Here is a 13,243-nt window from a genome sequence, read left to right as displayed (position 1 = left end):
CGCTGTGGTGCCGCCAGTTCACTCCGGGCATATACATCCGCAGCCGTATTCAGCATGTTGTCCACATGCTCATTTCCGGTATCGTAGCGTTCCGGTGGCGTTGGCGGAAACACATGGGCGGCAGTCGGCATAGGAAGCGGCGCGCCGTATTCCTGCTCCAGCTTCCGATACTCTTCCATTTCCAGCGCGGTCAGGTACTGATCATTTTCCACAAGCCGGTCTAACCGCTTATCCACCGCCGACCATGTGAGTCGCACTTCCCGGTCATGGTCATAATTGCGAAGCAGAATACCTCTTCCGTTATAATCGGCAAAACCGCGACTGCCATCCATAAAGGTATAGCTGTGGCCACCGAGACCGTATTCCGCTTTCAAGAATGCAGCTCGTTCTTTTGCGTCCCCTTGCTGCTGATACAGCGCATAAATACGGATCTTTCCGCCTTCAAAATTGGAGCCTGTCCGCAGCATCCGGTCGATTTCATCCTCAGAAATGACAAAAGCGGAGGGCTTTTCACTCTCCGCTTCTTTGGCTGCATTTTCTGCCGCCGCATCAATTTTCTGAATCTGCTCTGCTTCGGACTGAAACAGACTCATGAAGTTTAACTGTTGATAAGTTCCGTCAGAATGACTTCCTCTGCCTGCGCTTTCAGCATGTTCATGTGCTGCACCCAGGCCATCTGGTTTGATTTCTTGTCCGGTGCCGGATTCGCTTTCAGAAGATCCGCCATCATCTGCTCCATCCGTGCGGTCGCGGTCTCCTGAATCTCCCACAGGTGCGGGTACAGCTTCTCGGTCAGGATCAGGTGATTGTACAGCAGCGTGTTGTTCTCCTGCAGAAACGCTCTGCGCATCCTCCCGTACTTGCCCAGGGGCTTCTGTTCCTGCACCGACAACTGGATGTCCGGAATCAGGTAATCGCCGTTCTTCGTGTAATTCAGCTCCATCATAGTTTTGGCTCCTTTCTGCCTGCTTATCTCTTTCATAGGTTCGGATCGTGCGTTCAATTTCCCGGAAGATCTGGCTGGACATTTCGCTGACCGCAGTTCCCAGCACATTGGCGGCAGCCTGCGTATTAAAATCAAAGATGTCCAGAAAATCCTCGTGCTCAAAATAGTCATCTGCATTGCCCACCGTCCGGGTAAAGACGGAATATGCGATGCTGACAGCGGCAGCTCTCTTAAAGGAAGCTCCGATGTTGAGTTCATCATATCCTTCCAGATAGGAATCTGCAACGATGTCACTGATCTGCCTGCGGTTTTCCTCCCAGTAATCCCTTGCAAGGCGTTCTGCCGCTTCCATGATATGATTTTCCAGAGACCCAGCACCGGCAGAAACATCAAATGCTGTATCCAGTGCGCGAATGATTGGCTGCTCATGCTCCGCATTCATTTTCCAGAGCTGTACCGGTCGGGAATTCTTCCGTTCTCCGGTATCTGCCACATCAAATACATACCGCAGTTTCGGCTGCTCGCCGCGCATGTCCAAAAGAGCAATGCCCTTGGAGCCACGCTTCACATAGCGGTTCATCCGATCATTCCAGAGATCGTACTCTGCACAGGCCGTCGCTTCTGGTCTCTGCTTATAGATCATCAGCTGCTCCGCAAAAGGATACTTATAAAGCCGTGCGGATGTGGTCAGAAACGCTGTCCACTGCTCTTTGCTGCCAGTGATCTGTGCCGCAGCTTCCTGCGCCATCTGCATATAATAAGCCGTTTTCGTCATCATCTATTTTTTCCTCCTCTCCTTTATTCGTCTGGATACAAATCCAGTGCCTCATATTCTGCATCCGTCATCTCTGCCAGTTTCGCAAGCAGCGAGGCCGTCCACCTGCGCAGGTTTCTATCTCTGCCGGTCAGACTTTTCTGCATCATCTGAAGCTCTGCAATCAGCCCTGTCCGTGTGCCAGGACTGTAAAGCATCATGAGCATCCATTCGTCATCCGTAAAACGCATTTATAACTCCTTTTCTTCGCAGCACCTACGAGGCGGCGCAGGCGGCACCGCCTCCTGCTTTTCCTTCAGCTGATCCAGAACCGATGCTTTCTCCGCCGGTTCTTCCTTCTTTCCGTTATTGATTACGCCGTCAATCATACCGTAATCGTCTTCCATTGCCATTTCTGCGGCTTTCAGATAATTCTCCGGTTTCAAAAATCCGGGCAGCTCCTGGAAGCCGATGGAATCCACATAGTGACAGCTTACAACACCATTCTGCCGTAAAGCCACGATGTCAGACACAGAAAGACTATGCCCAGTAAAATCATCAGGGCGGGAAACATTGAATTTCGCATACAGTTCCTCCAACATCGTATTCTGATCCTTGTAGGGAAGCAGCGGAGCCGTATAAACCACTTCATAATGGTCAATATCCGGTTCCAGCCCCATCCGTTCCAGTTCGCGCATAGACGAAAAGCGTTCATATACCGTATCCTCGATGCGGCGAAGCTGCAAAATCGCATACTGGTCGGTAGCACTGTCGAGAAATGCCATCATTCTTTCGTCCGGTGCCTGATTTCCATGCACTTCATCCCATTTTTCAATTCTTGCCATCGTTCATTTCTCCCTTCTCCATAAACGGCAGGCCGTTTTCCTTTGCTTCCTGTCGCTGCTGTTCCCGCCGCTTTTCACTGTACGGCGGTCGGATACCAACACAGCGTTTCGGAATCGTATAAGTGACCGACCCATGCTCCCGGTGCTCCAAAATGAACTGCTCCGGATACTGTTTTCGCAGTTCCCGAAGCTTCTTAATCAGGCGGCTGTCATGGGTATAAATGCTGGCGGTATCCAGTTCATTATCAAAATTGATGACGGTTTCCTGCTCTGCCTTCGTAAGCTTGTATTTCATCGCTCTGCCTCCTTCGCCTTGGCAGCTTTCACCGGCGTATCCGTTCTGGAAGACAAATCCGAGAGTTTACCCAGCACAGATTCCCGTCTGCTGATTTCCGCTTCCTCTGCACGATCACAAAGTTCATCATAGTCAATCCGCGTCATGGTGCGGCCACCGAACCCATAATCCGAAAGGATCTGGTCTCTGGCCGCATTCATGCTGATTTCTGGGTTGTCGATCTGTCCACCGTCAATTTCAGTGAAGTCCTTATGATATAAGGTATAGTCGTAACCGTCCTCACAGGTTTGAATGGCGAGAAAGCCCTTGCTTCCCAAATCCCATGCGCTGCGTTCTTCCGTAATCAGCGGCTCCGGTCGGCATGTACCGCCACCGCGTTCCAGCATTTCTGCCAGCTGACAGATGTGCAAAACATCATACCCCAGGCGCAAATGATATTCGTCCATATATTCGCAGCGAGCTGAGAACTTCCGGTTCGGATACTCGATCTCCACTGCACTGCCATCCGGAATTTTGAACCGATCCTCGTAGTTGCTGGTGATAAACCGGATATTTTTTGCATTCTCCAGCTCAGGATCAGCCTTTTTCATCTGCCAGAGAACCTTTCTGCCGCCGCGTACCTGCTCCAGCATCTCCGGAGCTACCGGCGCAACGGCAAGACCGTCAAGCTGGGAAATCTTCTGAAGTGCTACCACCCTTGCGCTTTCTTCCAGCGTAGAAGACGGCTGTTTATCCAACACATCCCAGCCAATGTGTCCCTCGGCAATCTGCACCTTGCTGTCCATATCAAAACAATGGAATTCCACGCCGTCCTGCTTTTCCTGCAAGGAAAGCAGAGCGACATTATCCACCAGATAAGCTGCATTCATCATTTTCATGCTCATTTTTTACCTCCAAACTCCAGCTTAAATGCTGCTGCACCGTCCTCGCCGGTCTCTACATGAACGGTTGTGTCATAGTAACGATTGGACTTCCTGGAATAGCAATGGGTAAGCCGTGCTTTTCCACGATTTACCAGTTGCTTTGCCAGTTCCTCTGTCATCTGCTTTCCCAGTGTCTGAAAAAACCTGTTTTCCTTCCAGAGCGCAAATTTACAGCTCTTATCCCTGCAAAACCATCCTTTTGCCGTTTCGCAGACATCACTGCCGCAGGCGGGACAGGAACCAATGACCTTGCGTTCCGGCTGCATCAGCACATCGGCTCCTTTTACAGCCTCGTAGGTTTTAACAAGTCCGCTAACCATGCTGCTGATTTCGCCCATAAAGGCATCGCTGTCATACTCGCCGTGTTCTATTTTCAGCAGTTTTTCCTCCCAGTCTGCCGTCATGGATGGAGACTGAATCTGTTCCGGCACCACCGTCACCAGCGCATTTCCCTTGTCCGTAGAGCAAAGGTATTTCGTTTTCTTATCACCCCTACGCTCGATAAAGCCTTTCTGCACCAGTTTTTCGATGATGGCAGCGCGTGTAGCTGGTGTGCCGATGCCTTTTCGCTCTACACCAGCCGGAAATTCATCCGAGCTGGCACTCTCCATCGCTGAAAGCAGAAGATCTTCGGTAAATCTCTTAGGCGGGCTGGTCTTGCCCTCTTTCAGATCGACACCGGCAAGTTCCAGTGTCATGCCTTCCGAAAGTATCGGAAGTTCACCTGCCTCTGCATTCTTCTCAGCATCTTCAACTGCCTTTCCTGCATATTGCCTCCAGCCCATATCCGTGACTGTTTTGCCTTTCGTGCGGAACTTCTGACCGGCGCACTCGGCTTCTACTATGGTCTCTGCATAGCGGCAGGGAGTGCCTACCGCGCAAATCAGCCGCACCGTCAGCATGGTAAGAATCGCCTGTTCTCCACTGGGAAGAGAGGAAATGTCATAACCCGCCGCTGTTTTTGTAGGGATAATAGCATGGTGATCGGTAACTTTCTTGGTATTGATGACCTGTGCTGTATTCACCGGTGCCGGTGCATCCGGCTGAATCTGAAAGCTCTGCTGAATCACGGAAACAAGTTCCGGCACAAGCGGTGCCATATCATCCGTCAGATACCGGCTGTCGGTACGGGGATAGGTCACGAGTTTCTTCTCGTACAGAGCCTGCGTGTAATCCAAGGTCTGCTGGGCAGTGAATCCCAGCTGCCGGTTTGCTTCTCTCTGAAGCGATGTCAGATCAAACAAGGCCGGGGGCTTCTCTGATTTTTCTTTCTGCTCCACCTTGGTAATGATGGCACTACCCGCCTGACAGCACTCTGCCACCAGTTTTTCTGCATCTGCTTTTGCTTTCATCCGCTCACCACCCGCTTGAAAATCCCGGAATTTCAATTCTGCCGAGTAGAATGGTTCCGGCTTGAACGCCCGAATAGCTGCATCCCGCATGACCACCATCGCAAGCGTTGGTGTCATCACGCGCCCCACATTCAGGGTCTGCCCATACAGGCATGAAAAAAGCCGGGTTGCGTTGATTCCGACAATCCAGTCGGCACGCTCCCGGCATAACGCCGCCTCATATAAGGCATCATATTCTGTTCCCGGTCTGAGCTTCTGAAAGCCTTCCCGGATAGCACTGTCCTCCATTGAGGAAATCCACAGGCGTTCTACCGGCTTTTTGCAGCCGCACTGATGGTAAACCAATCGGAAAATCAGTTCTCCCTCACGCCCTGCGTCAGTTGCACAGATCAGGCTCTCCACATCTTTCCTCTGCATGAGCTTTTTCAGGATTCCAAACTGCTTTTTCGTGCTGGCGGACACCTGATACTGCCAATGTTCCGGCAAAATTGGAAGATCATCATATCTCCACTTAGCATATTTTTCATCATAGGCTTCCGGCTGGGAAAGTTCCACCAGATGCCCCACACACCAGCTGACAAGGTAACCATTGCCCTCCATATAACCGTCCCCGCGCTGATTTGCTCCGATCACCTTCGAGAGATTCATGGCAACTGAGGGCTTTTCCGCTAATACAAGCTTCATTCGATACTGCTCCTTTCGCAAAAAAATTAGCAGCCAGGCACCGAAGCACATGACTGCTATGTAAAAGGGACGGCTTCTCAGCCGCCCCTCAGGTCAACACAGTCTTAATTAGACAGGTTCATCATCCGATTCCGCTTCGTAATCCTCGTTTACATCCACTTCTTCGTCCTCGTCACCGTCATCCTCCGGCAGCTGGAGCGCGTCTTCATCCTCATCGTGATAATCCGCATCAGGGTCCGGCTGATTTTTCTTGGACGCAGGCTTTACGCCCTTCATCTTAACATAAAGATAACCGCCGACACCGGCTGCACCGATCACAAACAGAAGCAGCATAATCATCGGGAGCGGGGAAGCTTTCTTCTGCTCGCTCTCTGTTTTTTGCTCTTCCGGTGCAGGTTCCGTCTCCTTCGGCTTTTCGGTTTCAGCAGGTTCCGTGACTTCCGGTTTCTTCTCCTGATACTTGGCGGCTTCCTCTTCATCCATCAGCGCAAGCAGATCGGCCTCATCCACCATATTCAGAAAATGCACATTCTGGTTGCCGTCTTTATCGCGGTCGATAATCAGATAAAACGTGTTACCCGCCTTTGTCACCAGCGTAATGAACTGCTGGCTGGATTTATCTTCTTCCTCACCGATATCGTCCACCAGCGTCATATTTCCTTCCGGAGTCAAAGCTGTACTGGATTCCGTCTCATCCTCGGATGACATTCCACTCTGCATCAGATCCAGAAACAGCTTCAGCGCATCTTCACTGAACATGCTGCTGTCTTTTGCGGAATCCGTGACATTCAGGTACTTTCCATGTGCATACCCAGTTTTGCCGTTGAAGTTCACCTTATACCAGTCACCGCATTTTTCGACAATCTCCACCGTATCGCCTGAATGCAGATATCCGATAATCTCCTGATCCATGCCGGGACCGGAACGAAAATGCAGGCTGGTGATACCCGGCACCACTGTACCCATCTGCTTTCGAGACTTTTCGCTGCCGATGTTGTATTCCTTGCCGCCCACCGTAACGATCAGGTTCCCATCCGCATCCGTAGAAACCTCATAGCCATCCGGCAGCACCTGCATATCCGGGTCGATTTCGATGCTGTCGGTATTGTCCGTTTTCCCTGCATTTGCGCTTCCTGCTGCATCCGCTTCCTGCGCAGCGGTACTGACAGATGTGTTCTTCTGCACATCATCGCCCGTATAGGCAAACGCAGTAGTCGCAAAGGTTCCTGCCACCATCACGCTGGCAAGCAGCATTGCCATCATCTTTTTCATTCCATATCCTCCGTTTCTTTCTCGTCCAGTTTCATGTTTTCCGGGTTGGGAACCGCAGCCTGCGCCATCTGAATGATGACTGCCAGCTGTTCCGGGGTCAGGCTCTGGGCATGTACCATTTCACAGATTTCGCTGTTTTCCTGCTCATGGTACTTTCTGTCCCATTCCTTTCTGCGTTCCTCCCACTCATCGCGTTTTCTGCGGGCTTTCTCCCGCTCCGCAGCAATCTTTTCCAGTTTCAAGCTCATACTCTGTCCTTTCCGGGCGAATAAACGCCCTATTTTTATCGAATTCTTCCCATGCAGTAGTAGTGCTGCCGCCAGTAGTTCGTCTCAATGGAAGCATAGGAAATTGGGTTTCCGCAGTGGATCATCATCCCGTTGCCGACGTAAATGCCCACATGGGACGCTCCGCTGGTGTTGTAGGTTTTCTGGAAGAAGATCAGGTCTCCGGGCTTTGCCTCACTCTTCGGGATAATGTCGCATTTTCCCATCAGACCGTTGGCCGTCTGCCTGCCTACATTCCAGCCATTGCCGCAGTGGTTGATGACCCAGCTTACAAAACCGGAGCAGTCAAAACTGGTACTCGGCGAGCTGCCGCCCCAAACATAGGGATAACCGAGATATTTCTCAGCTTCTGTAATCATCTTCCGGAATTTTTCATCCGTCAGAGCTTCGCCCGGAATGTCGTAATCCTGATATTCTCCGCTGGAGCCTGCGCCATCCGGCGTTGCAAATGCAATGCCTGCAAACAGGTCATCTCGATTGCCCCGACACTCCAGTGTGACTTCGTAGCGTTGCAGCTGGTCATCTGTAAGGCCGGAATTTCTGGCAACATAGTCCACGCCTCGATTGAGCAGCGTTACATTGAGGATTTTATACTCATACTGTACCGTCACCTGATAAGTGTAGGTGTGTCCGGTTCCGGTGATCGGATTGTAACTATAACCCACACGGGTTTCTTTCCTCGTCCGGATTTCCACCTTTTCCACCAGCTTCAACTCATACTGCGCTTCAAAAATACTCTGGAGCCGCGCCTGCACCTGGCTTCTCGTATAGTTTTCAAATTCTACGGTCAACAGAGAAGCAAGCTCATAGGGATTGTGACCAATCTCTGCCAGATTGTAGCGATACTCGTCATAACCCGGATGGTCGGTTTCAATGCGGTCGATTTGTTTGCGAAGTTTATCTTCCAGCTTGGTATAATCCATCTCCACGCCTTTCAAATCTTCATCTTCTGCCGTGTAGGAAGTCCCCAGCACCACATTGCCGCCGCCATTGATCAAGACGGAGCATGACGAAACCGACCCGGCAATCACCAAAACAAGCAGTCCCACGGCTGCGATACCGATGATGATATGCGAGTGGCTCTGCACAAACTGAAATGCCTTTTCCGTTATACTGACAGTACCCTGCGCAGCTTTGGCTGTGCCAGCTGCTGTGTTCTCCGCAGCGGCCGCACCTGCCTTCGTAGCGGCATACTCTTTTTTGATGGCCTGCTTCTGCCGCCATCGGGAAAAGAAATTCGAGCCAGCCTGCGGATCAGACTTCATGCGTTCCGCAAAGATGGAATCTACGGCATCTTTATCTGCTTTTTTCTCCAGCCGCTCCAACTTTTTGTACTGCCGCAGCTTTCGACCATATTGGAACCGAGAACCGGCACGGGCTGCACTTTCCGCTGAACCTTCGGTAAAATGCGCTGCCTCCACACCGGAATTATTATCCTGGTCGGCATTGCGCACACTCTGATGCGCTTTGGCTGAAAGTGCATCTGCCGCAAGATTTCCCGGCTTCTTAGGCTTTCCGCCCTTTTTCCCGGAAGCGGCTGCATTCTTCTTCGCCTTTACCTCTTGCTCCGATTTCAGCTTCTTGCTGCGCATCTTGGCAAGATCGGCCTCGTGACGAATCTGCCTTCGGTGTTCCGCTTTTTTCTTGTTGCTGTCTCCCGTACTGCTATCGGCGGCTTTGTTCCTGGAATCGCGAAGGGTGTTCTCCGCACCCTCGCGCTCCTGCCGCAGCTTGTCTCCGAGATTCGGATTTTTCTTGCCAGCCATCGCTTACACCCCCTTTACTTCCTGCACTTCGGTTAATTTTGTCGTCATAATCCGGTACAGTTCCAGATCGGTCGGGAAACGATCAACGAACGGCAAAATCACATTTCCGTAGAACAGCAGTCCTTCGCCTTCGCCGGAGTGAGTCACATAGGACAGCTGGTGCGGGCTGATATTCAGCTGATCCGCCAGAATCTGACGGTCACCGGCTGCCTGATTCAGCATATAAATGAAGTCGCTGTTCTCAAAAATGTTCGTCACTTCGCGGGAAGAAAGCAGATCTTTTACGTTCTGGGTGATGCCGGTGGGAATACCACCCCATTTACGGAATCGCTTCCAGATTTCCACGCTGTAAGCCGCTGTCTGCTCTTCTTTCAAAAGCAGATGGAACTCGTCCATATAGTAGCGGGTGGCTTTACCGGCATTGCGGTTGGCGGTTACACGCCCCCAGACCTGATCCTGCACCACCAGCATACCGATCTTTTTCAGCTGCTTGCCCAGCTCCTTGATGTCATAGCAGACCAGCCGGTTATTGATATCTACGTTGGTGCGGTGGTTAAACAGGTTCAGCGAACCGGTCACATAGATTTCCAGTGCCGTTGCCACATGGTGTGCTTCCTTTTCATCCTGCCGGAGCAGTGCCTCGTACAAGTCCTGCAACACCGGCATGTTCTCCGGCACCGGATTCTCAAAATAGGTCTGGTAAATTTGATGCACACATCGGTCGATGACCGTCTTTTCTACCGGCTGCAAGCCTTCTTTTCCGCCCACAATCAGCTCACACAGGGACAGGATGAAATCTGCTTTCAGGGCAATCGGATTATCCTCTTCCGAATAGTTCGCATTGATGTCCATCGGGTTGATATACTGCGTGCTGGAAGGGCTGATTTTAATGACCTGCCCCTCAAATTTCTTCACCAGTGCCGTGTACTCGGCTTCCGGATCGCACACAATTACATCGTCATCCGTCACCAGGAACGCATTGGCGATTTCTCTCTTGGCAGAGAAGGATTTACCGGAACCGGGAGTACCCAGAATCAGCCCGTTTGGGTTTTTGAGCTTTTTCCGGTCAACCATAATCAGGTTGTTGGACAGAGCATTCAGCCCATAGTACAGAGCCTCTTTCCCGGTCTGAAACAGTTCCTGGGTGGTAAACGGAACGAAAATTGCCGTGCTGCTGGTAGTCATGCTGCGCTGAATCTCAATCAGGTTCTGTGCCAGCGGCAGACAGCTCATCAGCCCCTGCTCCTGCTGAAAGTCCAGACGGCGCAGGTTGCAGTTGTACTTCTGCGCGATACTGGAAGCTTGAAACACATTGGTTTCCAGCTCCTGCTCCGTCTCGCCGGTGTTCATCACCAGAAAGGTCAGCAGGAACATACGCTCATTCTGGCTCTGCAATTCCTTCAGCAGTGCCTTTGCGTCCTTGCCGTAAGTTGCCAAATCTGACGGAATGATGTCCATATCGTATCCGGAACGGACAGCTTTCTTCTGTTCCTCAATCTTGGAACGATCCAGCTCCGTAATGGTGTGCTTGATGGATTTGATTGCTTTATTCTGGTCTACCGACTGAATGTGCATAGTCACGATCTGGCTGGATTCCATATCCAGAAAATCCTTCAGCAGCTGATCCGACAGGTCGGAAGCCGTGATCTGGAGATAGGACATGGAGCCATACATCCCGCCCATCTGAAAAATACGGTTTTTCGGAAAGGCAAAACCGGTCGGCGCAATAAAATCCTTTACCGACAGCCCGCTCTCTGGCAACCACTTCCAATCGAAATTGAATCGGTCATGGTCACCCATGTGGAACATATCGTGCATCAGATGAAGCCGTTCCTTGCCGTTCAGCAATTTTGCCCGGACACCCAAGCGTTTGAAGTTGTTCATCAGGTCGATCTCAATATGAATGAGCCTCGGCTTTGCCTGTTTCATGGATTCCGCCTCAATGCCAAATGTCAGGTACTTCGTCTTGGTCAGGCCGTTGTTGCCCTGGGCAAGCTGACGGCGGAGCATGGTGCTGTACTCCGTGCGCACCGGATTGAAATGATCCTTCTGGTACGGGATGCGTACCATCTTCTCAAAATTCGAGGCATCCGTAGCCATATTCATAAAAGAAAGCTCAAAGCGGATGCTGGAATCAAAGAAGTTCAGGAAGCTGCACCATTCCTCAAAGATAGCCGTCTGATCTTCCTGTTGTGCCAGCTGATAATTGATGTCCTGAAACTGGATGGTTTTGGTGTAGTAGTTGTCCGTCACACGGCAAATACCGTCCGGGAACATCCGCTGAAAAGGAATGCTCTCCTGTGCCGAATGCGGAACCGTGCGGTCACCCCTTGCACGGTCGATCACCATCTGCACCTGTTTCTGCTCTGCGGCTGACAGATGGGACGGCATTCGGATGTCCTCCTGCTTTTTATTCTTCGCTGTCAGCTTTTCGAGAATTTTGAACAATGCGATTTACCTCCATTTCCACGTCTGCCTGCTGAACCAGCAGTGCATAGTAATTTTTTGTTTTGTAAGGCCGCGTTTTCGGCCGCTTGAACTTTGCCTCATAGAAGTGCTTTGCCACCACTTCCAGCGGCTGACCATCTTTCTCATACATGGCAAGAAAGAAAAGCGGCAGCATCACTGCCATCATGCCAAGTGCAGCAAGACTAAGATTCCCGCTGGATTTAAGCAAAAAGAAAACCGGAACGCCAATCAGCGCACCGGCTCCGAAGCAGAGAATCTGCCGTTTGGTCAGGTTCATAAATACCTTGGTTTTGACCTTTGAAAGGTCTCGCGGCACAGAAATATAAGATGCCATGAATCATTCCTCCTCTCCTTAGTGCGCTGCAAACACGGATTTCGCGAGGCTTCCCGTCTTAAATAGGGTAAATGCCAGCAAAACCGTATAACCCATAACGCCCCAAATGCTGCTGATAATGTTATCCGAAAAGGACAGGTTCTGAATCAGAACTGCATAGATGCCTACACAGATTATGATAAGAAATCCCTGGAATCCCAGTGCAAACAGGGAGCGCAGATAGTTTTGACCGGTATGGCTCTGCTCATGGTTGCCAAAGGTTGCGAACGGGATCGGTGCAAGGCTCACCATGAGATATATTTCCACCATTCGGCCATACACGATGACAAAGATGATAGCCGACAACGCCAGCATCGTGACCTGAACCACAAAGGTCTGCAAATACAGTCCCAGCAACGGTCCCAAGTCCATTCCTTCCAGTGTAGCCTGCATTGCTGTCAGGGTCGCATCACTGACGGACGTACTGCCGGAAATCAGACCGCCGCTTCGAGAGATCACTTGCTGTGCCACATCAAAGACAGCCATCGTGATATTGAATGTGTTCGAGATCAGAGTCACTGCCAGAAAGGTCTTAAAGACCCATTTGAAAAATGTCCAGGTCTCGAAATTTGCCAGATTGTTATGCTCGATAAGCATCTGGATCAGCTCATAACAGGCGATGAATGTCAGCACCATTCCGGCAATGGGCAGGATCACGGATTCCGAGATGTTGCGGATCATAGAAAAGACCGCAGGTGAAAAGTTCGCCGGTGTGGTTCCCACATCGCCTGCGATCTGTCCAACCTGCTGGTTGACCGAATCGAACATCCCTGAAAGATTTCCCATGATGCCGCTGATGATCATGCTCTTGAGCCAATCTGTGATCTGTTCAAGGATACTCTGCATGAGCCGCCTCCTTTCTTACGCAAACACGCCGAACAGCTTCGCCATCCGGGACAGAAGCATGAACAGCTGTGAGAAAAGAGACAGTGCCGATGCAGTTGTAGTAAGAAACGCCATAGATTTGTCCTCCTGTAACTTGTCCGGCCTATCAGCCGGTGCGATTCTAAACTGCGGTTCTGCGTCATACTTCCAACATGTGCACCTGCCGGAGAGCGCAGAAAATAGCCAGCTGCGGAGATTGCCTGCACCTGACTATGTAACAGGCAGCTTTCGCCGCCCGGTCGGAATCTTCGCTCCGACAGCCTTTGCTTAACCGAACAGACCGGAAAGCAGCGGCACCAGAGTCGTGCCGATCAGTGCTACACCGCCACCGGCCATCAGCTGTTTTATCCCCAATTAGGTGTAAAACTCTGCTCGATGGCGGGCGGCGGCGT

General features: G+C 51.2%; 13 protein-coding genes and 1 pseudogene. All 14 read right to left on the bottom strand.

The genetic code is table 11. The features are described from left to right. Positions 1–598: 598 nt before the first annotated feature. Positions 599–943, bottom strand: coding sequence for a TnpV protein (locus LIZ87_RS14580; RefSeq protein WP_227148148.1), 345 nt, complete (start codon positions 941–943; stop codon positions 599–601). A gap of 668 nt (positions 944–1,611) precedes the next feature. Beyond that, positions 1,612–1,776 (bottom strand): hypothetical protein, encoded by a 165-nt coding sequence (locus tag LIZ87_RS14575; RefSeq protein WP_227148097.1) that lies wholly within the window; start codon positions 1,774–1,776, stop codon positions 1,612–1,614. Then, positions 1,745–1,951 carry a transposon-transfer assisting family protein gene (locus LIZ87_RS14570; RefSeq protein WP_101871406.1) on the bottom strand — a complete coding sequence of 69 codons (207 nt, stop codon included), beginning with the start codon at positions 1,949–1,951 and terminating at the stop codon, positions 1,745–1,747. The genes LIZ87_RS14575 and LIZ87_RS14570 overlap by 32 nt, the downstream gene beginning before the upstream one ends. After that, the gene (locus LIZ87_RS14565; RefSeq protein ID WP_101871407.1) at positions 1,952–2,545 is read right to left on the bottom strand and encodes a YodL domain-containing protein; all 594 of its coding nucleotides are present in this window, start codon (positions 2,543–2,545) and stop codon (positions 1,952–1,954) included. Next, a complete protein-coding gene (locus LIZ87_RS14560; protein ID WP_008396497.1) occupies positions 2,532–2,840 on the bottom strand; it encodes a hypothetical protein in 309 nt (102 codons plus the stop codon). Before LIZ87_RS14560 ends, LIZ87_RS14565 begins: the two co-directional genes overlap by 14 nt. Beyond that, a complete protein-coding gene (locus tag LIZ87_RS14555; RefSeq protein WP_227148095.1) occupies positions 2,837–3,724 on the bottom strand; it encodes an LPD16 domain-containing protein in 888 nt (295 codons plus the stop codon). The genes LIZ87_RS14560 and LIZ87_RS14555 overlap by 4 nt, the downstream gene beginning before the upstream one ends. After that, a complete protein-coding gene (locus LIZ87_RS14550; RefSeq protein WP_227148092.1) occupies positions 3,721–5,799 on the bottom strand; it encodes a DNA topoisomerase 3 in 2,079 nt (692 codons plus the stop codon). The genes LIZ87_RS14555 and LIZ87_RS14550 overlap by 4 nt, the downstream gene beginning before the upstream one ends. 108 nt (positions 5,800–5,907) lie before the next feature. Beyond that, positions 5,908–7,071 carry a CD1107 family mobile element protein gene (locus tag LIZ87_RS14545; protein ID WP_227148090.1) on the bottom strand — a complete coding sequence of 388 codons (1,164 nt, stop codon included), beginning with the start codon at positions 7,069–7,071 and terminating at the stop codon, positions 5,908–5,910. Beyond that, on the bottom strand, positions 7,068–7,319 hold the full coding sequence (locus tag LIZ87_RS14540; RefSeq protein WP_117963957.1) for a DUF4315 family protein: 252 nt from the start codon (positions 7,317–7,319) through the stop codon (positions 7,068–7,070). Before LIZ87_RS14540 ends, LIZ87_RS14545 begins: the two co-directional genes overlap by 4 nt. Positions 7,320–7,354: 35 nt before the next feature. After that, on the bottom strand, positions 7,355–9,124 hold the full coding sequence (locus LIZ87_RS14535) for a C40 family peptidase (RefSeq protein ID WP_227148088.1): 1,770 nt from the start codon (positions 9,122–9,124) through the stop codon (positions 7,355–7,357). A 3-nt stretch (positions 9,125–9,127) separates the two neighbouring features. Continuing rightward, positions 9,128–11,515, bottom strand: coding sequence for a VirB4-like conjugal transfer ATPase, CD1110 family (locus tag LIZ87_RS14530; RefSeq protein ID WP_227148145.1), 2,388 nt, complete (start codon positions 11,513–11,515; stop codon positions 9,128–9,130). A 19-nt stretch (positions 11,516–11,534) separates the two neighbouring features. Next, entirely contained in the window at positions 11,535–11,927 is a 393-nt protein-coding gene (locus tag LIZ87_RS14525) for a PrgI family protein (RefSeq protein ID WP_002576402.1), read from the bottom strand. An 18-nt stretch (positions 11,928–11,945) separates the two neighbouring features. Next, positions 11,946–12,812 carry a VirB6/TrbL-like conjugal transfer protein, CD1112 family gene (locus LIZ87_RS14520; protein ID WP_097772855.1) on the bottom strand — a complete coding sequence of 289 codons (867 nt, stop codon included), beginning with the start codon at positions 12,810–12,812 and terminating at the stop codon, positions 11,946–11,948. A 306-nt stretch (positions 12,813–13,118) separates the two neighbouring features. Then, positions 13,119–13,202: pseudogene (locus LIZ87_RS14515) on the bottom strand (Maff2 family mobile element protein); the annotation flags it as partial. Positions 13,203–13,243 lie beyond the last annotated feature (41 nt).

Origin of the sequence: Lacrimispora sp. 210928-DFI.3.58, from assembly GCF_020554865.1 — a bacterium.
GTDB lineage: Bacteria > Bacillota > Clostridia > Lachnospirales > Lachnospiraceae > Enterocloster.
The sequence above is the reverse complement of the archived record's forward strand: the minus strand, read 5'-3'. Positions and strand labels throughout refer to the sequence as shown.

Coding starts and splice junctions, on each gene's coding strand:
- LIZ87_RS14580 (WP_227148148.1), bottom strand. CDS start 943: ATGGAGCTGAATTACACGAAGAACGGCGATTACCTGATTCCGGACATC.
- LIZ87_RS14575 (WP_227148097.1), bottom strand. CDS start 1,776: ATGAGGCACTGGATTTGTATCCAGACGAATAAAGGAGAGGAGGAAAAA.
- LIZ87_RS14570 (WP_101871406.1), bottom strand. CDS start 1,951: ATGCGTTTTACGGATGACGAATGGATGCTCATGATGCTTTACAGTCCT.
- LIZ87_RS14565 (WP_101871407.1), bottom strand. CDS start 2,545: ATGGCAAGAATTGAAAAATGGGATGAAGTGCATGGAAATCAGGCACCG.
- LIZ87_RS14560 (WP_008396497.1), bottom strand. CDS start 2,840: ATGAAATACAAGCTTACGAAGGCAGAGCAGGAAACCGTCATCAATTTT.
- LIZ87_RS14555 (WP_227148095.1), bottom strand. CDS start 3,724: ATGAGCATGAAAATGATGAATGCAGCTTATCTGGTGGATAATGTCGCT.
- LIZ87_RS14550 (WP_227148092.1), bottom strand. CDS start 5,799: ATGAAGCTTGTATTAGCGGAAAAGCCCTCAGTTGCCATGAATCTCTCG.
- LIZ87_RS14545 (WP_227148090.1), bottom strand. CDS start 7,071: ATGAAAAAGATGATGGCAATGCTGCTTGCCAGCGTGATGGTGGCAGGA.
- LIZ87_RS14540 (WP_117963957.1), bottom strand. CDS start 7,319: ATGAGCTTGAAACTGGAAAAGATTGCTGCGGAGCGGGAGAAAGCCCGC.
- LIZ87_RS14535 (WP_227148088.1), bottom strand. CDS start 9,124: ATGGCTGGCAAGAAAAATCCGAATCTCGGAGACAAGCTGCGGCAGGAG.
- LIZ87_RS14530 (WP_227148145.1), bottom strand. CDS start 11,515: ATGCCGTCCCATCTGTCAGCCGCAGAGCAGAAACAGGTGCAGATGGTG.
- LIZ87_RS14525 (WP_002576402.1), bottom strand. CDS start 11,927: ATGGCATCTTATATTTCTGTGCCGCGAGACCTTTCAAAGGTCAAAACC.
- LIZ87_RS14520 (WP_097772855.1), bottom strand. CDS start 12,812: ATGCAGAGTATCCTTGAACAGATCACAGATTGGCTCAAGAGCATGATC.